Below are 19,045 nucleotides of genomic sequence, written 5' to 3' on the forward strand. Positions count from 1 at the left end.
CCTTTTTCGTTCACGGAGCTAACGATGTTACCCAAATATACCATGCCCGTCCTGGCAGCAGCCGGCTTCCTTTTCGGCGTATTTCAGGTCGTGAGCAGCAACAAACCCGTGCCGATTGCCCCGGCGGCGGCCGAACCCGCCGCGTCGCCCTATCAAACATTCATTGCCGGAGCCGGCATTGTCGAGGCGAAAAGCCAGAATATCTCGATTGGATCTCCGCTGGCGGGAATAGTCAAGTCGGTTAAGGTCAAGGTGGGCGATCGGGTCAGACTCGGCGATACGCTGTTTTTCGTTGACGACCGTGCCGCGCTCGCCGACCTTGCTGTACGCGAGGCCGATTTGGCGAAAGCCAAAGCCGCGATCGGCGAAGCGGAAGCGGGACTCCATGACGCCAAAGTCTTGCAGCATTTGGCCGATTCGGTCACAGACCTGCGTGCGATCAGCACCGAGGAACTGAAACGGCGCCGTAATGCGACGCTGATAGCCAGGAGCAAACTCGTCAGCGCCGATGCGCAGGTGCAGCAAGCGCAAGCCGCCGTAAAAATGAGCTTGACCACGCTCGATTTGCTCAATGTCAAAGCTCCCGTGAACGGCGAAGTCCTGCAGGTCAACGTGCGGCCTGGCGAATTCGCCCAGGCGGGTCCATTGGCGACACCTTTGATGATTGTCGGCAATCTGGATGAACTGCATATCCGTGTCGATATCGATGAGAACGACGCCTGGCGCTTTCGGCCGAATAGCAAGGCGGTCGCTTACCTGCGAGGTAATCGCCGTTTCCAGACCGATTTGACGCTGGCCTGGGTGGAGCCTTTTGTCGTGCCCAAAAAATCGCTGACCGGCGACAGTACCGAACGTGTGGATACGCGAGTTTTGCAGGCGCTTTACAGTTTCGACCGAAAAAAATTGCCCGTTTTTGTCGGCCAGCAAATGGACGTCTTTATCGAGGCGCCCGGTTTCGATGAGGAGTCGGCGCCGGTTAACGCGAAACCGTCGACCCCGCCGGCATGACCAGAACTTTATTTCTCATCTGTTTATCAGGCCTGGCCGCAGGCTGCACCGTCGGGCCCGACTATGTTCGACCCAAAGTGCCGACGCCTGCCAAATGGAGTGAAAGCCAAAATATACAGGCTAAAACTGATAACTATAACGCGTGGTGGAAAAATTTTGATGACCCGGTATTGAACCGCTTAATTGATGACGCAGTATCAGCAAACCTGGATCTTAAGCAGTCCGCCGAACGCATCCGCATCGCGCGGACCCAGCGAACCGTGGCGATCGCGGCGGGGCTGCCGACCCTCTCCGCGCATAGCAACGCATCGCGGCGGTTGAACAGTATTTCCTCGCCAACCGGTTCTACGGGAATCTCCAGCAGCGGCACGTTTGGCGGCGGCGCGTTCGGCATCGGCAACAACCTGATCAATATTTTCCAGTCGGGTTTTGATGCGCAATGGGAACTCGATCTATTCGGGGGCATACGCCGAACCGTGGAAGCATCGGAAGCCAACATCGAAGCCGAAATCGCAAACCGCCGCAGCATCAAGGTCAGTTTACTCGGCGAAGTGGCCGGCGAATACATTACCCTGCGCGCGAACCAACAACTCCTTGCCGTCGTTCGCGAAAATCTTGCCAATCAACAAGACACGCTTCATCTGACTGTGGAACGGCAACGAGCCGGTCTCACGTCTAATCTGGAAGTTGCGCAAGCCGAAACGCAGGTAGCGGCCACGGAGTCGCAGATGCCTGTCTACGAAAACGAAGTGAAGTTGGCTATTCATGCGCTCAGCGTATTGCTGGGCAGAGCGCCCGGCGAGCTGACCGCACGCTTGCAAACGGCCGCACCGATACCGGTCGCGGCAAATCCGGCCGAAGCCGACCTGCCGTCGGAATTATTACGCCGCCGGCCCGACATCCGTAGCGCCGAACGGCAACTCGCGGCCGCCAATGCAGAAATCGGCGCGGCGGTCGCCGCGCAATATCCGCGCATCAATCTCGCCGCTTTCATCGGCTTACAGAATACCGATATCACCGATTTCACGGTCCAGGGCAAATCCTGGTCGATGGCCTCAACGCTGGCTTTCCCGATTTTCAACTGGGGCAGCATTAAAGCCAATATTCAAAGTAAAAAGGCTCGCCATGAAGAATTATTGCTCGCCTATCAGGCCGCCGTATTGAACGCGTTTAAAGAAGTCGAAGATGCGTTGGCTTCTTACGAACAGGAACGGCAGCGCCGGCAACAGCTGAGGAAAACCGAGGCTGCCGAACGGCTGACCCTGGATCTGTCTAGAGAGCGCTATCTAAAAGGCTTGACCAGTTTTCTGGACGTACTGATCGCGCAACGCACGCTTTTCGCAACGCAAAGTGATCTGGTGGAGAGCCAGGCCAAACTTTCGTCGCAAATGGTTGCTTTATATAAGGCGCTGGGAGGCGGATGGTAACTGAAAGGTCAAGGAAATCGCGCCGATGGCGCCTGAAAGGCCTGACAGCGCCTTTTCACAGGCAAGATAGTGTGCCATAGCGGAGGGTATTATCTGCCGAGACGTGACAACTTGAGCGGGACGGGGTGTTGTTCTGTTCCAAACTTTTGGAAAGTTCCGATAAGCTTGGATTGTTCGTGCCCGAGCTCTCAAATATCCCGTTCGGCGCCAGTTGCAACTCTTTATGATGGTGTACAAACTTCGACGCAGAAAGCGAAATTTGCTACAATACACAGGTTTATAACCAATTCAACCTGATCTTTCCGCAGCACATCGCCGGCGTGTCTGGGAAGGACTGTAGGAATCAGCAAGGGCCGGTCCGCGCTAACAGCGTAGCGGCTTTGCTTAGAATAAAATGGCCATGTCAAACTACGCGAAAGAAATCATTCCTGTCAATCTTGAAGACGAGATGCGTCAGTCCTATCTCGATTACGCGATGAGCGTGATCGTCGGGCGCGCCTTGCCGGATGTCAGGGACGGCCTGAAGCCGGTGCATCGCCGCGTGTTGTATGCGATGAGCGAACTCGGCAACGACTGGAATAAGCCGTATAAAAAGTCCGCTCGCGTGGTCGGTGACGTGATCGGTAAATATCACCCGCACGGCGACACTGCGGTCTATGACACGATCGTGCGGATGGCGCAGCCGTTTTCGATGCGCTACATGCTGATCGATGGGCAGGGCAATTTCGGTTCGGTCGATGGCGACTCTCCCGCCGCGATGCGTTATACCGAAGTGCGCATGGCGAAAATTTCGCATGAATTGCTCGCCGATCTGGACAAGGAAACGGTCGATTTCATTCCGAACTACGACGAGTCCGAATCCGAGCCGAGAGTACTGCCGACCCGGATACCGACGTTGCTGATCAACGGATCGTCCGGCATCGCGGTCGGCATGGCGACCAATATCCCGCCGCATAATCTGACCGAAGTGATCGGCGCCTGTCTGGCGTTGATCGATAATCCCGAGACCACGATTCGCGAACTGATGGAGCACCTGCCGGGCCCCGATTTTCCGACCGCCGGCATCATCAACGGCGCCTCCGGCATTTACAGCGCTTACACGACCGGACGCGGCAAGATTTATCTGCGCGCGCGCTGCCATTTCGAAGACATCGGCGACAGCAGCCGGCAAGCGATCATCGCGACCGAGCTGCCGTATCAGGTCAACAAGGCGAATTTGCAGATCAAGATCGCCGAACTGGTCAAGGAAGGCAAGATCGAAGGAATTTCCGCGATCCGCGACGAGTCCGACAAGGACGGAATGCGCCTGGTGATCGAACTGCGTCGCGGCGAAATGCCCGAGGTCGTGCTGAACAATCTGTACAAGCAGACCCAGTTCCAGACCGTGTTCGGAATCAACATGGTCGCGCTGCTCGACGGGCGCCCGCACTGCCTGAATCTGAAAGAAATTCTGAGTGCGTTCATCGACCACCGCCGCGAGATCGTCACGCGCAGAACGGTCTACAACCTGCGCAAGGCGAGAGAGCGGGCGCATATCTTGGAAGGCCTCGCGGTCGCGCTGGCGAATATCGACGAGATGATCGAATTGATTAAAACCTCGGCCACCCCGGCAGAGGCGAAGGCAGGTTTGTTGGCCAGAAACTGGAATGCCGGCTTGGTTGCTTCCCTGCTCGAACGCGCCGATTCCGACCGTTCGCGGCCGGAGGATCTGCCGCCCGAGTTCGGAATTGTAGGCGGTATGTATCGCCTTTCCGAAGCGCAGGCGCAGGCGATTCTGGAATTGCGGCTGCACCGTTTAACCGGGCTCGAACAAGACAAGATCGTCGACGAATACAAGGAATTGTTGAAGTTAATCGACGAGTATCTGGAAATCCTGGGTAGCGACATCCGCCTGATGGAAGTCGTGCGGGAAGAACTGGTCGAGATTCTGAACAATTACAGCGACGAGCGGCGCACCGAAATCATTCTGGATCGCCTGGATTTGTCCGAGGAAGACCTGATCACCGAAGAAGACATGGTAGTCACGATGTCGCACGAGGGCTATGTGAAGGCGCAGCCGCTCAGCGACTACAAGGCACAGCGGCGCGGCGGCCGCGGCAAAATGGCGACCGCAACCAAGGAAGAGGATTTTGTCGACAAATTAATCGTCGCGAACAGCCACGATACGATTTTATGTTTCTCATCGCTCGGCAAGGTGTATTGGTTGCGGGTGTATCAATTGCCGATCGCCAGTCGTACCTCGCGCGGCAAGCCGTTCGTAAATCTGTTGCCGCTGGAGCAGGGCGAAAAGATCAATGCGATGCTGCCGGTTCAGGAATTCAGCGAAAATAAATACATTTTCATGGCGACGTCGTTGGGTACGGTCAAGAAGACGCCGTTGAACGAATTCGAACGCCAGCGCACCGGCGGCAAGATCGCGGTCGATTTGCAGGAAGGCGACCGGTTGGTCGGCGTCGCGATTACCGACGGCCGTCAAAATGTTTTACTGTTCAGCAGCGACGGCAAGGCGGTCTGCTTCAACGAAACCGATGTGCGGCCGATGGGCCGGAACGCGGCCGGTGTGCGCGGCATGCGTCTTGCCGAAGGGCAACAGGTCATTTCGTTGATTATCGGCACCGAAGGCACGGTCTTGAACATCACCGAAAACGGTTTCGGTAAGCGCACCCGGCTCGAGGAATTCCCTTGTCACAACCGCGGCGGCCAAGGCGTGATCGCGATTCAAACCTCGGCGCGCAACGGCGCTGTGGTCGGCGCGGTGCTGGTCAACGAACTGGATGAGATTATGCTGATCACCGACGGCGGCACCCTGGTGCGCACACGGGTGGACGGCATTTCGGTCGTCGGCCGCAATACGCAGGGTGTCACGATCATTCGTCTGGATAAAAAGGAAAAAGTGATCGGTGTCGATCGTATCGAGGGGCTGGCCGGCGAAGAGGAAGACGGCGACGGCATCGAGCCAGATGGTAATGAACAAGACGCCGCATCGGATCGGGATGCGGATGATACAGACAGTGAATTGGAATCAGGAGAAGAGTGATCATGTCACGAGTTTATAATTTTAGCGCCGGACCGTCGGCATTCCCCGAAGATGTGCTCACCCAAGCCCGTGATGAACTGATCGAATGGCGTGACAGCGGCATGTCGGTGATGGAAATGAGTCATCGCGGTAAGTTTTTCTCGCTCATCGCGGAAGAGTTGGAGCAGGATCTTCGGGAGTTGATGGCGATTCCTCAGAATTACAAAGTGCTGTTCCTGCAGGGCGGTGCGACCGCGCAGTTTTCGATGATTCCACAAAACATCCTGCAAGGCAAGAGCAAGGCCTGCTATGTGAATACCGGCGCCTGGTCCGAAAAGGCGATCAAGGATGCAGGCAATTATTGCGAGGTGGTGCTCAGCGCGAATGCCGAAGCATCCAAATTCACGACGATTCCGGATGTGGCCGGCTGGGCCATCGACCAGGATGCGGCTTATCTGCACTATACCTCGAACGAAACAATCCACGGCGTTGAATTTCAGTCAATTCCGGATAGCAAGGGGCTGACCCTGGTGTCGGACATGTCGTCGAACATTCTGTCGCGTCCGGTCGATGTCAGCAAATTCGGCATCATCTATGCCGGCACGCAAAAGAACATGGGGCCAGCGGGCGTGACGGTCGTGATCGTGCGCGACGACCTGATCGGCCATGCGCCGAAATCCGTTCCGCAGGTTTTCGATTATGCGGTTCAAGCCAAGAACGACTCGATGTTGAATACGCCGGCGACCTACAACTGGTATCTGGTCGGCCTGGTCTTGAAATGGCTGAAGGCCCAGGGCGGCGTCGCCGCGATCGAACAGCGCAATATCGCGAAGAGCGCGCTGCTGTATGACCTGATCGAGCAGTCGTCCTTGTATAAGAACCCTGTCGATGAACCCTACCGCTCGCGCATGAACGTGCCGTTCATCCTGAAAGACGAGGCGCTCGACAAGCCTTTCCTGACTGCGGCGGAAGCGAACGGCCTCTTTGAATTGAAGGGCCATCGCTCGGTCGGCGGCATGCGCGCGAGTATCTACAACGCGATGCCGGAAGCCGGCGTGAAAGCCTTGTGCGAGTTCATGGCCGAGTTCGAAAGAACGCACTAAACGCAGGTCGAAGCCGGAATCGTCATGTCATCTGTCCGACCTCTTGCGGAAATCAGAGCAGAAATCGATGCGATCGATGCGGAGATTCTGCAATTGATCAATCGGCGCGCGCAATGCGCGGAAGAGGTCGCAAGGACTAAGATCGCCGAAGGCGAACAAGGTACGTTTTACCGGCCCGACCGCGAGGCGTTAGTATTGCGGCGGATCAAGGAATTGAATCAGGGGCCGCTGTCGGACCATACCACGATGCGCTTTTTCCGTGAATTGATGTCAGCCTGTCTCGCGCTCGAAAAACCACTTGAAGTGGCTTTTTTGGGGCCTGAAGGCACTTTTTCGCAGCAGGCGGTGTTCAAGCATTTCGGTTCCTCGGTGAACACGACACCTGTCTCGGCAATCGGCGATGTGTTCAACGCGGTCGAATTGAACAAATGTCATTTTGGCGTGGTGCCGGTTGAAAACTCGACCGAAGGCGTGATCAATCATACCCTGGACCGCTTTTTGACGTCGCCTTTGAAAATCTGCGGCGAGGTCGAAATCAGGGTCCATCAAAACCTGATGGGGCTAGCCGAGTCGCTGGCCGAGATCAGCGAGGTTTACTCGCACCAGCAATCGCTGGCGCAGTGCCGTAAATGGCTCGACAAGCATCTGCCGCATGCTAAGGTGACCGCCGTCAGCAGCAATGCGGAGGCCGCGCGACTGGCGTCGTTGAACAAGCAGACCGCCGCAATCGCAGGACTGGCGGCAGCCGAGGTTTATCAACTGCCGGTGCTTGAAAATAATATCGAAGATCAGGCCAACAATACGACCCGCTTCATCGTGATCGGCAAGCAGGATTCCGCGCCGACCGGCAAGGACAAAACCTCGCTGGTGTTTTCGACCGGCAATCAGCCGGGCGCGCTGTACCGGGCGCTGGAGTCGTTTGCTAAGTTCGGTATCGGCATGGTTAATATTGAATCGCGGCCGTCGCGCCAAGGGCTATGGGAGTATGTCTTTTTTATTGACATCGAGGGTCACAGCGAAGATTCGAAAGTTTCCGAGGCGCTGGATCTCTTGAAGGCCAATGTAAATATGCTCAAACTGCTCGGTTCCTACCCGAAGGCGGTGCTGTGATTATTTGTGGGTTGGGCTGTCGGCTTTAGTGCAACCCAAACAATGAGAGCTTCGACGTGTTGGGTTATAACGGAAAGCGATTAACCTAGCCGACAAGCTAAAAACTTTTAGTTTCCGTGCTGACCAAACGACGAGACATCATGACTACTCCACCCTCTCTGTACCAGCTTGCCGTTGCCGGCGTTCAACGACTGGTCCCTTATGTACCCGGCAAGCCGATCGAAGAATTGCAGCGTGAATTGGGGCTCGATCGCGTGATCAAGCTCGCATCGAATGAAAATCCTCTGGGTCCGAGCAAGAAAGCATTGGCCGCTATGCAAAAGGTGTTACCGGAATTGGCGTTGTATCCGGACGGTAGCGGTTTCAATTTAAAAAATGCTTTGGCTAAGAAATTCAGCGTCGAGCCTACACAAATCACGCTCGGCAACGGTTCGAACGAAATTTTGGAACTGGTCGCGCGCGCGTTTCTGGCGCCTGGCTTGAATGCGGTTTTCTCCCAGCATGCGTTTGCGGTCTATCCGATCGTGGTCCAGGCGGCCGGCGCCAAGTCGGTCGTTGCGCCGGCGGTGAATTACGGGCACGATTTACAGGCATTCCGGGAAAGTGTGAATGCCGAGACGCGCGTGGTGTTCATCGCGAATCCGAACAATCCGACCGGTACGCTGCTGTCGCAGTCGCATTTGGAAAACTTCATCAAGTCCCTGCCGGTTACTTGCGTCTGCGTGATCGATGAAGCCTATTATGAATTCGTGCGGCGGAAGGACGAGCAAGAAACAATCGACTGGCTCGGCCAATGTCCTAATCTGATCATTGCGCGTACTTTTTCGAAAGCCTATGGGCTGGCCGGGTTGCGCATCGGATATTGTTTCTCGAGCCCCGAAATGGCAGATATTCTGAACAGAGTCAGACAGCCGTTCAACAACAATTCTTTGGCGTTGGCGGCCGCCGAAGCGGCGCTTGATGACGGCGAGCATTTGCAAAATACGATCAAAAACAATACGCTCGGCATGAAGCAATTGACCGAAGGATTTAGCAATTTGGGGCTGAACTGGATCCCGTCAGCCGGCAATTTTGTTTCAGTCGATTTGAGCGAGCCTGCCTATCCGGTCTATGAGGGCTTGCTTCGCAAAGGCGTGATCGTCAGACCGGTCGCGAATTACGATATGCCGAATCACCTCCGCATCAGTATCGGCACCCCGGAAGAAAACAACCTGTTTTTGCAGGCATTGACCGATTGCCTTAATAATGTTTGAAAGGCTGTGCATTATCGGCGTCGGCCTTATCGGCGGTTCCATTGCGCGTGCCGCGCGAAGCCATGGATTGGCCGGATGCATCGTCGGTTATGGCCGGGAACAGGAACGGCAAAATCTTGAAACCGCCAAACGGTTAGGGGTTATCGACGATTTTTTTCTCGACATTGAGCCGGCGCTCAATGGGGCGGATGCGGTCGTGGTTGCGGTGCCGGTCGGCGCGGTCGAAGCGGTCTTTGCGCTACTGAAGCCTTATTGGTCAAACGAATGTGTCTATAGCGACGTCGGTAGCACCAAAAGCAATGTGGTTGCAGCCGCCGAGCGCGTGTTCGGTTTCGTTCCAGACAACCTGGTGCCCGCGCATCCGATCGCGGGTGCCGAAAACAGCGGCGTCGAGGCCTCGCTGCCTGATTTGTTTTTACACCGTCGCCTGATCATCACCCCGCTGCCTCATACCGAACCCGCCGCATTAAGCAAAATCCAGGCATTCTGGGAGCGCATGGGTTCGTTCGTCTCGGTTATGAGCGCGGAGCACCACGACGCAATCCTGGCCGCGACCAGCCATTTACCGCATTTGCTCGCGTTCGCGCTGGTCGATATGCTCGGACGGCAAGACGAACAGTGCGAAATCTTCAAGTACGCGGCCGGCGGTTTTCGTGATTTTACCCGAATTGCCTCGAGCGATCCGACCATGTGGCGGGACATCTGCACCGCGAATAAGGACCAGTTGATCCCCTTGCTGCATCAACTGAAGAGTGAATTGGACAAGATTGAACAACTGCTGGCGGATAACGACGGCCGGCGCCTTTTTGAAACCTTCTCGTATGCCCGAAATGCACGGCAACGCTTTTTAGATCAGTTAGAAAATTAATATGAGCAAATCCATTACTTTCAAAGTCAATCCGGGCGGCAGTTTACAGGGCGAGGCACGTGTGCCGGGGGATAAATCGATTTCACACAGATCGATCATGCTGGGTTCCTTGGCCGATGGGGTTACCCATGTCAAAGGCTTTCTCGAAGCGGAAGATGCGCTGGCGACCCTGCAAGCATTTCGGGACATGGGCGTCAAGATCGAAGGCCCTGTCAACGGCGAGCTGACTATTCACGGCGTCGGCAAGCATGGCTTAAAAGCGCCGGAAAAAGAACTGTATCTCGGCAATTCCGGTACCTCGATGCGATTGCTCAGCGGCCTTCTGGCCGGTCAGGCGTTCGATTCGGTGCTGACCGGCGACAAGTCCTTGTCGGGCCGGCCGATGAAACGAGTCACCGAGCCTTTAAAAACGATGGGCGCTGAGATCAAAACGACCGAAAAAGGCACCGCGCCATTATATATTACCGGCAAGGCCGGGCAACTGCAGGGTATCGATTACACGATGCCGATGGCGAGTGCGCAGGTCAAATCCTGCCTGCTCTTAGCCGGCATGTATGCTCAGGGCGAAACTTCGGTGACCGAGCCGGCGCCGACGCGCGATCACACCGAGCGGATGTTGTCCGGCTTCAACTATCCTGTCAACAAAGAAGGCAACAAGGTTACGGTCAATGCGAACGGTAAATTGACCGCGAGTGAAATCGACGTGCCGAGCGACATTTCCTCGGCCGCATTTTTCCTGGTCGGCGCGTCGATTGCGCCGGGTTCCGATCTGCTGCTGAAGCATGTCGGCATCAATCCGACCCGTACCGGTGTGATCGACATTTTAAAATTGATGGGCGCGAATATTGAAGTGTTGAATGAACGTATCGTCGGCGGAGAACCGGTCGCCGATTTGCATGTCACATATAGTCGATTGAAAGGCATCGATATTCCGGAAGAGCTGGTGCCGCTTGCAATCGATGAGTTTCCGGTGCTGTTTGTCGCGGCGGCCTGCGCGGAAGGGCAGACCCGCCTGACCGGTGCGGAAGAGCTACGCGTCAAGGAATCCGATAGAATTCAGGTGATGGCCGATGGTCTCAAGATTTTGAGCGTCAATGCGGAGCCGACCCCGGACGGGATGGTCATTCAAGGAGGCAATCCTATCGGCGGCGGCACGGTCGAATCGCATGGCGATCACCGGATTGCGATGGCGTTTTCGATCGCGGGTCTGCGTGCGAACGCTCCGATCACGATCCTGGACTGCCTGAACGTGAATACTTCGTTCCCCGAATTCAAAGACTTGGTCAAACGGCTCGGTCTCGACATCAGCGTCATGGAGGCATGATGTCGATTCCGGTGTTGACGATCGACGGGCCGAGTGGCGCCGGCAAAGGCACGGTCAGCCGACTGGCCGCAAAAAAACTCGGCTGGCATTATCTGGACAGCGGCTCGATTTACCGTTCGCTGGCGCTGGCCGTGGCGAAACAGGGAGTGGACCTTGCCGATGAAGCGGCGATCGTTAGTGTCGCAGAAAAGATGCATCTCGAATTTGAATGTGAGATTGATCTGACCGTTAGACTGAATGGTATCGACGTGACCGCCGAGATTCCATTGGAAAGCACAGGCGCGATCGCATCGACAGTCGCCGCGATTCCCGACGTTCGCCGCGTATTGTTGCAAAAACAGCGCGATTTCAAACAGTTGCCAGGACTGGTCGCGGATGGCCGGGATATGGGCACCGTCGTGTTCAAGGAGGCGCCTTTCAAGGTGTTTTTGACCGCGAGCGTCGGCGAAAGAGCGATGCGGCGGTATAAACAGTTGATAGAAAAAGGAATTGATGCTAACCTAATACAAATAACAAACGAGATAGAAGAGCGTGATCGCCGCGACAGGGAACGGGCAACGGCCCCACTGGCGATGGCGAGCGATGCGCTTTACCTCGATTCTTCCGATATGACGATAGACTCAGTCGTCGAGGAAGTTCTGAATTTAGTCCGCACCGGATTAAACGAACGATCGCAATCCTGAGATTTGCGGTTTTTTTCAACTTTAACATTTATTAATGCCGGCCGTTTTTTGGTTGGCGGGATACAAACAAAATGAGCGAAAGCTTTGCTGCGTTACTTGAAGAAAGTTTAAACAAGACCAAAATGTCGCCCGGCGACATGCTGATCGGCACCGTCGTTGATATTGAAAATGACATGATCATTGTCAGCACGCATGCCAAATCGGAAGGCGTGATTCCGAAGTGGCAGTTTTTAAACAATGATGGCGAATTGGAAGTCCAAATCGGCGACGAAGTTGAAGTCGCGCTGGATCTTTTCGAAGACGGCTTGGGAGCTACTCTTCTGTCGCGTGACAAAGCGAAGAGAAATAAGGCTTGGTTCGAACTAGAAAACGCCTTCGAGAAAGGCGAGACCGTTGTCGGCCGCATCAATGGCAAAGTTCGCGGCGGTTTTACCGTTGCGGTCGGTGCATTGCGTGCTTTTTTGCCAGGCTCGCTGGTCGACGTGCGTCCTATCCGCGACACCACTTTCCTGGAAAACCGTGACCTCGAGTTCAAGGTTATCAAGATCGACCAAAAACGCAATAACGTCGTGTTGTCTCGCCGCGCGGTCGTTGAGAAGGAATACAGCGTCGAACGGGAAGAGTTGCTGAAGACGCTCGAAGAAGGCGCGATTGTGACCGGTGTCGTGAAGAACTTGACCGATTACGGCGCGTTCATCGACCTCGGCGGCATTGACGGCTTGCTGCACATCACCGACATGGCGTGGCGTCGTGTGCGTCATCCTTCCGAATGCGTCGAGATCGGTCAGGAAGTCAAGGTCAAGGTTCTGAAATACGACAAGGACAAGAATCGCGTGTCGCTGGGCATGAAGCAAATGGGTGAAGACCCATGGCAAAACATCGGCCGCCGTTATCCTGCCGGCCACCGTGTATTCGGTAAGGTCAACAATCTGACCGATTACGGCTGCTTCGTCGAGATCGAAGAAGGCGTCGAAGGTTTGGTGCATGTCTCCGAAATGGACTGGACCAACAAAAACGTCAATCCGTCCAAGCTGGTGCAGTTGGGTGACGAAGTCGAAGTGATGATCCTCGAAATCGACGAAGAACGCCGCCGTATTTCACTGGGTATGAAACAGTGCAAGATCAACCCTTGGGATGAATTTGCAGCGACCCATAATAAAGGTGACAAGATATCAGGCAAGATTAAATCGATTACCGATTTCGGCATCTTCATCGGCCTGGATGGCGGCATCGACGGTCTAGTGCATATGTCCGATATTTCGTGGGCGGACGACGGCGAAACCGCAGTGCGCGACTACAAGAAAGGCGATGAGCTCGAGACCGTGATTTTGGCGGTCGATCCTGAGCGTGAACGTATCTCGCTGGGCATCAAGCAATTGGAGCAAGACCCGTTCCAAAACTTCTTGGCGACGAATGAAAAAGGCAGCTTGGTCAAAGGTGTGATCAAGGAAGTCGATGCGAAAGGCGCGGTAGTGACATTGGCCGACAATGTCGAGGGCTATATCCGCGCTTCCGAAATTCAACGCGACCGCGTCGAAGATGCGCGTACTCTGTTGAAGGAAGGCGAAACGATCGAAGCCAAATTCATCGGCGTGGACAAGAAGAGCAAGTCGATTTCTTTGTCGATCAAAGCCAAGGATCAGGACGAAGAATCTCATGTAATCAAGGATTACACGCAACAATCGGCGACCCCGACGTTGGGTGACTTGTTCAAGCAGATTGAAAAATAAACACCATCGATCAGGGGCGCGCCGCTTGGCGCGCCCCCATTCATGCTATTAATTTTTCGCGGGATTGAATGTGACAAAATCCGAATTAATCGAAGCGTTGGCCAGACAACAGCCGCATTTGGCAATCAAGGATGTCGAACTGGCGGTCAAATGCATCATCGAAAAAATGAACCACGCCCTGTCAACTGGCGATCGGATCGAAATCAGAGGCTTCGGCAGTTTTTCACTGCACATGCGCCCGCCGCGCATGGGACGGAACCCGAAAACTGGCGAATCGGTCGCTCTGGCCAAGAAGTTTGTACCGCATTTTAAGCCCGGCAAGGAATTGCGGGATCGCGTGGACAGTTTCTCCGACCAATTTGAAATTTCCGGCTAACCGTTATCGGTTTGCCAAAATCCTTACCGTTTTTTTAATTCAACTGAGTCGTTTTGATTCGTCTTGAAGCTGGAGCGTCTATATACGACGCCCTTCTTTTGTTGTCGTAGGATAGTACGCATCGCGTACCTTCTAGAGTTCTATTTTAATGCCAGGCGTCTTCGAGTCATGCTATCAGTGTCTGCTCCCTCTCCCTCAGGCCTATAGGGCATAACGGAGAGGGGTTTTGACGCTCGATCTGTCTTTGCAACCTCAGGGAAAGCGAAAGCAGTAGCCCTACTATTCAGCTATCGCAGGATGCGGCGGACTACGGCAGCACCTGCAGGCTAATGCTATATCCGCTTAGTGATGGCAGCTAGGGCCGTGAATATGACCATGGTCCAGTTCTTCGGAGGTAGCCGGTCTGATATCGACGATTTCGACATCGAAGGTCAATGGCACACCCGCCAGCGGATGATTGCCATCTATCGTGATCTCGTCGCCGTCGATATCCACGATGGCGACAACGCCTGGGCCTGAGCTGACATCGGCATGAAACTGCATGCCGACTTCGAGATGGTCGACGCCTTCAAACATCGAGCGAGGAATGACCTGCACCCGTTCCGGCATGAATTCGCCGTAGGCGTCTTCCGCCGGAATGCGTACGGTAAATTGCTCGCCGACCTCTTTTCCGGCCAATGCCTGCTCCAGGCCGGAAATGATGTTGCCTTTGCCGTGCAGATAGACCAGAGCGTCGCTACCGATGGAGCTGTCGATCACTTCGCCTTCGTCATTGGTCAGCGTATAATGAATCGAAACCGCCATATTGTCAGCTACTTGCATGTTGTAAACCTATAAAGATAAAAAAGTTTCTATCATATCGGTTTAATCTGCATTTGTCAGGAAAATATTGCGATATATCAGTAAGAAAGGTTTTGGCTTAAGAGTTATTTCCGCGTCTGCGTCCGCCACAAATTGACGATGTCCGCCACATCGAGGTCGACCTTACCTTCGCGCCAACCGGTAAAATAATCGACGTCATTACTTTTCGGTTCCGGATTGGGCCGGTAAATCTGCACCCGTGTCGGCAGCGGCGCGGCTTCTCCTACAACCAATGCCTCACCGCGGCCGAGCGAAGTCAGAATGTCGGTCAGGCCGCCTTCCGCTTCCGGCACCAGGCCGCGGATATAGGCCTGGTCATCCGGGTTGGTGGTGCGCAGGCAGATGAATGAACTGCATTGGGCCAACATCGTTTCGGACAGTTCGGTCGGCCGTTGGCTGACCACGCCGATCGATACGCCGTATTTCCGTCCCTCCTTGGCGATCCTTTCCATCATTCTTTTGGTGCCATCAAACTGACCGCCTTTTTCACGCGGAATGTACGCATGTGCTTCCTCGCAAATCAGCGTGATCGGAAATTCGCGCCGGTGTGGGTTCCAGTAGTTGAATTCATAGGCGAGGCGGCCGACCTGCGCCGATACGGCCGGCCGAACGTCGGTCGGCACCGAACTTAAATCGACCACGGTGATATTGCCTTTTTTATCGCCCAGACCGACAAATTCGCGCAGCAAATCGGTCATGCTTTCGGAGTTGTTCCGGCGTTTCGGCTTCAGCAGAAAGTCATAGCGTACATCGTTGAAGCGGCTTTGCATCCGGATCAGAAATTCGTCGAACATCCCGAACAACGCCCCCTGTGTCTTGCCGAAATCCTTTTTTTCCTCGTTCGCGGCCTTGAATTGCATATACATTTCGGCCAGAGAAAAATAAATCGGGGTGTCGATCGATACGGTCGGCAGTCCAAGTCGCTTGCCTTCCTTGCGCTTTAGTTGCTGCAAGATTTCGCGCATATAAGACATCTGGATCGTCGCTCCCTTGTCGTCGCGATCGATGAACAGATCGACCAGTTCGGCATAGGTCATCATCCAATACGGCATCTCCATTTCCATCGCGTCAATGTAATTGACCATGTCGTCAGGAAACGCCGATTGCACCGCGCCGCTTTCGTCTTTCCAGCAGTATTCGCCGTGCAGATCGAGCATGATAAGATGGGTTCTCGGCATCGCCCGGATCGTATTCTGAATTAAGCTGGTCACCGTCCACGACTTACCGGAACCGGATTGCCCGAGAATCGCGAAATGCCGGCCGAACAGCGCGCGCGGGTCGAGGCTTAGATGATAATCCTTGTGTGCCGATAGCTGGCCGATGAAAAACTGATAATCGCGGAATTTGGAAAATATCGCATTGATTTCGTCGAGTCCGATCGCATAAACCTTCGCGCCGGGCGTCGGATAATGGCGCACGCCGCGTATGAACTGGCCGTTGCCCTGAATCTCGCCGACCGGGATCAGCGAGATGAAACGTTCCGACTTGCGAACGCCATCGCCGTTATAGCGGTCCTTTTCCCAAATCTTGAACACCAGCGCCAAAACGCCGATATTCGCCTGGCGAATCACCACATAAGAGCCAATATGACCGGCCAGAATTTCTTCGTTGCCGACTTTAATGATCGGCAACTCGCTGGCGTGTTCCTCGGCGATGCGGGCGTCCATGCCGTCGCCGCGGACTTCGGATAAATAGCCAATATGGATCGGCTGCTGCTGTTCGGTCATTACACAACTCATCTTGATAAGGGATTGCTATCAAGATTAGACCAGTTTGGCGTAGAGTTGAAGAAAAAGGAAGAGGATGAAACCAGTTAGCAGTCTCACGTGCCGATCGGAGCATGTTGCCCCGACCGTTCCGTTTTAGGTACGTTTCCGAATATCAGCATTGTCAAAACTTAGGGGATGGGGTTGCAAACCCCCTCCCGCGAAGAAGAGTTGAAGAAAAGGAAAGGGGTGAAATCATCTCGTGGGCTCGATCGCAGTCATCGAAAGTACAATATTTGTTTCTTTAGTCTGCTTTTGTGTAAAAGTCTCAATTTGAGCTGACATTTACAGAAATAATCTTAGAATTAAATTTGCACTACAAAAATTGAAGGGATTTACTAAAATCGAACGGCTCAGATTGGCCATCAATCGACATCCGAGTGGACGAAGAATTTCATTTGTGAGCGGCTGGCCTGGATTAGTGAGCAGACGCCGGAAAGTTAGTATATGCACCGCTATAGAGCTGCCTGAGAACCTGACAACTCGTTTTTCACCACAGCAAGGCCTGGTAAAACAACGAGATGGCTGCTAATTTCAGTGATTCAGAATGAGGCGTTTTTCATGTTCATAATACTGTTATGTCTCGAGGGATAATCACTGATGAATCATAAAGATAAAGAAAATTTTTTTATTGAGTTTATGAAATTGGCCGGCCCTTATTGGAATTCCAAAAACACCTTAACAATATGGGGTGAGACTGTATTGCTTATCGTACTAACGGTGATGCAAATTGAACTGGCCGTCTATATTACCCAATGGAATGCCGCTCTTTTTGATGCGATTGAACAACGGTCAATGGCCGGTGTAAAAACCCAGGTAGGCGTATTGACACTGATCTTCATTGGCAGTATAGCGGTCACCACGGCCCATTTAATCGTCAAACGGCGTTTATTGATTGGTTGGCGGACATGGCTGACCGAAAAAGTCATTTCCAAATGGATACATCAAGGTCGTCATTATCAGATTACCTTTTTATCCGAAAATGATCATGACAATCCGGACGGTCGCATAGCAGAAGATATTCGTATTGCGACCGAAGATGCCGTAGCGTTAAGCCATTCATTGTTTTATTGTTTATTGCTGTTGGCGAGCTTTACCCAAATACTTTGGGGAATTTCCGGAAGAGTTGAATTTCAGTTCGGAAGCGTATCGGTCCCGGTGATGGGATACCTGATCTGGATTTCGATCAGTTACACAATTTGTGCTTCGATTTTAGGCTGGTGGATGGGTAAATCGATGACTTCAGCCACTCATACAAGACAAACCAAAGAGGCTAATTTTCGGCACGACCTGATCGATATCCAGAAGAATTCTCAAGCCATCGCATTGATTCGAGGCGAGACCATCGAAAAAGAGCGGCTACTCGATTCGTTTCGAGCGGTTATCGCCTCCTATGCCGAAGAAACGACGGCCTGGAAACGGATTCAGTTATTTACCTCCGGCTATTCGATCACATCCATGGCCTTGCCGATTTTAGTCGCATCGCCTCGTTATATAGCCGGTGCTATTTCATTGGGGATGCTGATTCAATCTGTGCAGGCCTTTCAGCACATGGTTTCCGCTTTGTCGTGGCCAGTCGACAATATGACCCAGATCGCCAAATGGCGAACCTCGGTCGAGCGGGTTTTAGAATTCATGAGTGCTCTTGATAATCTGGAACATGACATTTCCCATTCGAATTCACATCAGATACATGTGAACGAAGCCAATGTTTCGGCACTACAGTTCAATAACGTCAGACTGGAAAGCCTGGAAGGTGAAAAGCTTTCGTTAGTTGTCAATAATGAAATCCAAGCGGGCGAGCATGTACTGATTTCCGATCAAACCAACAATGGTGCAAAGCTGTTTAAAGCGATTGCCGGCTTATGGCCCATGGGGTCCGGCACAATTGAAGTCCCGGTTGGCCAGTCGATGTTCTTTATGCCGCCCAAGCCTTATCTGCCTGCAAAGTCGTTATTTGACGCCATTTGCTACCCAAAATCCAAGGACGCTTTTGACCGGGTTGAAGTGGAAAAAATGCTTGAGCAAGTAGGCCAAAAAGCCTTTATCAATCAATTGAACCGAGTCGATACATGGGAAGAGGTGTTGTCAAATGAACAGCAACAGTATTTAGGTTTAGTTCGCGTGTTATTACATCGGCCGCAGTGGATTTTCATTCAAGAGGCTCTCGACTCACTCCCCCCCCATGATGAGGCGAAAATGCTTAAATTATTGGCCTATGAATTACCTCTTACGGGCATTTTGACGATTACCCATCAGCCGGCCGCCCAAGCTTTTCATCAACGGAAACTGAAGATTTAGCAAGTGCGAATATTGCAAGTAAGAACATGCTCAAGGTTTAATGAGATCATATAGTTGGGTAACACGTCAAGCAGTAAATAGCCCGCATCTTGTCAAAACGGGTAAGTGCTTAGCAGAAAGTAAATTGGTATTGAGAGCCAAAACCAGCGCCGATTTCATCGATAGCCTCCTCAAGTTCGGTAGGTGTAAACGATTGGAATGGCAGCCACTCGTATTTCA

At 53.4% G+C, this 19,045-nt stretch carries 14 protein-coding genes; 12 read left to right on the plus strand and 2 right to left on the minus strand.

The annotated features are described in order from the left end of the window. Positions 1-24: 24 nt before the first annotated feature. The 11 genes from U2W12_RS05320 to U2W12_RS05370 all read left to right on the plus strand — a co-directional run bounded on the left by U2W12_RS05320 (position 25) and on the right by U2W12_RS05370 (position 13,898). On the plus strand, positions 25-1,008 hold the full coding sequence (locus U2W12_RS05320; RefSeq protein WP_326499629.1) for an HlyD family efflux transporter periplasmic adaptor subunit: 984 nt from the start codon (positions 25-27) through the stop codon (positions 1,006-1,008). Continuing rightward, positions 1,005-2,435: an efflux transporter outer membrane subunit gene (locus U2W12_RS05325; protein WP_326499630.1), complete on the plus strand. Its 1,431-nt coding sequence runs from the start codon at positions 1,005-1,007 to the stop codon at positions 2,433-2,435. The genes U2W12_RS05320 and U2W12_RS05325 overlap by 4 nt, the downstream gene beginning before the upstream one ends. A 400-nt stretch (positions 2,436-2,835) precedes the next feature. Continuing rightward, positions 2,836-5,472 (plus strand): DNA gyrase subunit A, encoded by a 2,637-nt coding sequence (gene gyrA / locus U2W12_RS05330; protein WP_326499631.1) that lies wholly within the window; start codon positions 2,836-2,838, stop codon positions 5,470-5,472. A 2-nt stretch (positions 5,473-5,474) separates the two neighbouring features. Next, the gene (gene serC / locus U2W12_RS05335) at positions 5,475-6,554 is read left to right on the plus strand and encodes a 3-phosphoserine/phosphohydroxythreonine transaminase (protein ID WP_326499632.1); all 1,080 of its coding nucleotides are present in this window, start codon (positions 5,475-5,477) and stop codon (positions 6,552-6,554) included. A 24-nt stretch (positions 6,555-6,578) separates the two neighbouring features. Next, positions 6,579-7,664, plus strand: coding sequence for a prephenate dehydratase (gene pheA, locus U2W12_RS05340; protein WP_326499633.1), 1,086 nt, complete (start codon positions 6,579-6,581; stop codon positions 7,662-7,664). A 140-nt stretch (positions 7,665-7,804) separates the two neighbouring features. Beyond that, a complete protein-coding gene (hisC, locus tag U2W12_RS05345) occupies positions 7,805-8,917 on the plus strand; it encodes a histidinol-phosphate transaminase (protein WP_326499634.1) in 1,113 nt (370 codons plus the stop codon). Further along, positions 8,910-9,785 carry a prephenate dehydrogenase/arogenate dehydrogenase family protein gene (locus U2W12_RS05350; protein ID WP_326499635.1) on the plus strand — a complete coding sequence of 292 codons (876 nt, stop codon included), beginning with the start codon at positions 8,910-8,912 and terminating at the stop codon, positions 9,783-9,785. The genes hisC and U2W12_RS05350 overlap by 8 nt, the downstream gene beginning before the upstream one ends. 1 nt (position 9,786) lies before the next feature. Beyond that, positions 9,787-11,109 (plus strand): 3-phosphoshikimate 1-carboxyvinyltransferase, encoded by a 1,323-nt coding sequence (gene aroA, locus U2W12_RS05355; protein ID WP_326499636.1) that lies wholly within the window; start codon positions 9,787-9,789, stop codon positions 11,107-11,109. Beyond that, positions 11,109-11,792 carry a (d)CMP kinase gene (gene cmk, locus U2W12_RS05360; protein ID WP_326499643.1) on the plus strand — a complete coding sequence of 228 codons (684 nt, stop codon included), beginning with the start codon at positions 11,109-11,111 and terminating at the stop codon, positions 11,790-11,792. The genes aroA and cmk overlap by 1 nt, the downstream gene beginning before the upstream one ends. Before the next feature lie 71 nt (positions 11,793-11,863). Continuing rightward, entirely contained in the window at positions 11,864-13,522 is a 1,659-nt protein-coding gene (rpsA, locus tag U2W12_RS05365; protein ID WP_326499637.1) for a 30S ribosomal protein S1, read from the plus strand. A 70-nt stretch (positions 13,523-13,592) separates the two neighbouring features. Further along, positions 13,593-13,898 carry an integration host factor subunit beta gene (locus U2W12_RS05370; protein WP_326499638.1) on the plus strand — a complete coding sequence of 102 codons (306 nt, stop codon included), beginning with the start codon at positions 13,593-13,595 and terminating at the stop codon, positions 13,896-13,898. Between the two features lie 342 nt (positions 13,899-14,240). Here U2W12_RS05370 and U2W12_RS05375 read toward each other — a convergent pair whose 3' ends face one another. Beyond that, complete coding sequence (locus U2W12_RS05375) at positions 14,241-14,720, minus strand: peptidylprolyl isomerase (RefSeq protein ID WP_326499639.1); 480 nt, start codon at positions 14,718-14,720, stop codon at positions 14,241-14,243. Between the two features lie 104 nt (positions 14,721-14,824). After that, positions 14,825-16,486, minus strand: coding sequence for a DUF87 domain-containing protein (locus tag U2W12_RS05380; protein ID WP_326499640.1), 1,662 nt, complete (start codon positions 16,484-16,486; stop codon positions 14,825-14,827). A 639-nt stretch (positions 16,487-17,125) separates the two neighbouring features. On the opposite strand from U2W12_RS05380, the gene U2W12_RS05385 reads away from it, so the two are divergent. After that, positions 17,126-18,826 (plus strand): SbmA/BacA-like family transporter, encoded by a 1,701-nt coding sequence (locus tag U2W12_RS05385; RefSeq protein ID WP_326499641.1) that lies wholly within the window; start codon positions 17,126-17,128, stop codon positions 18,824-18,826. The last annotated feature ends 219 nt before the right edge of the window (positions 18,827-19,045 follow it).

The organism is Methylomicrobium sp. Wu6 (assembly GCF_035916875.1).
Classification (GTDB): Bacteria; Pseudomonadota; Gammaproteobacteria; order Methylococcales; family Methylomonadaceae; genus Methylomicrobium.

Bases quoted from the DNA above. Each gene is read 5' to 3' on its own strand.
- U2W12_RS05380 (WP_326499640.1), bottom strand. From the start codon at position 16,486: ATGACCGAACAGCAGCAGCCGATCCATATTGGCTATTTATCCGAAGTC.
- cmk (WP_326499643.1), top strand. From the start codon at position 11,109: ATGTCGATTCCGGTGTTGACGATCGACGGGCCGAGTGGCGCCGGCAAA.
- rpsA (WP_326499637.1), top strand. From the start codon at position 11,864: ATGAGCGAAAGCTTTGCTGCGTTACTTGAAGAAAGTTTAAACAAGACC.
- hisC (WP_326499634.1), top strand. From the start codon at position 7,805: ATGACTACTCCACCCTCTCTGTACCAGCTTGCCGTTGCCGGCGTTCAA.
- serC (WP_326499632.1), top strand. From the start codon at position 5,475: ATGTCACGAGTTTATAATTTTAGCGCCGGACCGTCGGCATTCCCCGAA.
- gyrA (WP_326499631.1), top strand. From the start codon at position 2,836: ATGTCAAACTACGCGAAAGAAATCATTCCTGTCAATCTTGAAGACGAG.
- U2W12_RS05325 (WP_326499630.1), top strand. From the start codon at position 1,005: ATGACCAGAACTTTATTTCTCATCTGTTTATCAGGCCTGGCCGCAGGC.
- U2W12_RS05350 (WP_326499635.1), top strand. From the start codon at position 8,910: ATGTTTGAAAGGCTGTGCATTATCGGCGTCGGCCTTATCGGCGGTTCC.
- U2W12_RS05320 (WP_326499629.1), top strand. From the start codon at position 25: ATGTTACCCAAATATACCATGCCCGTCCTGGCAGCAGCCGGCTTCCTT.
- aroA (WP_326499636.1), top strand. From the start codon at position 9,787: ATGAGCAAATCCATTACTTTCAAAGTCAATCCGGGCGGCAGTTTACAG.
- pheA (WP_326499633.1), top strand. From the start codon at position 6,579: ATGTCATCTGTCCGACCTCTTGCGGAAATCAGAGCAGAAATCGATGCG.
- U2W12_RS05385 (WP_326499641.1), top strand. From the start codon at position 17,126: ATGAATCATAAAGATAAAGAAAATTTTTTTATTGAGTTTATGAAATTG.
- U2W12_RS05375 (WP_326499639.1), bottom strand. From the start codon at position 14,720: ATGCAAGTAGCTGACAATATGGCGGTTTCGATTCATTATACGCTGACC.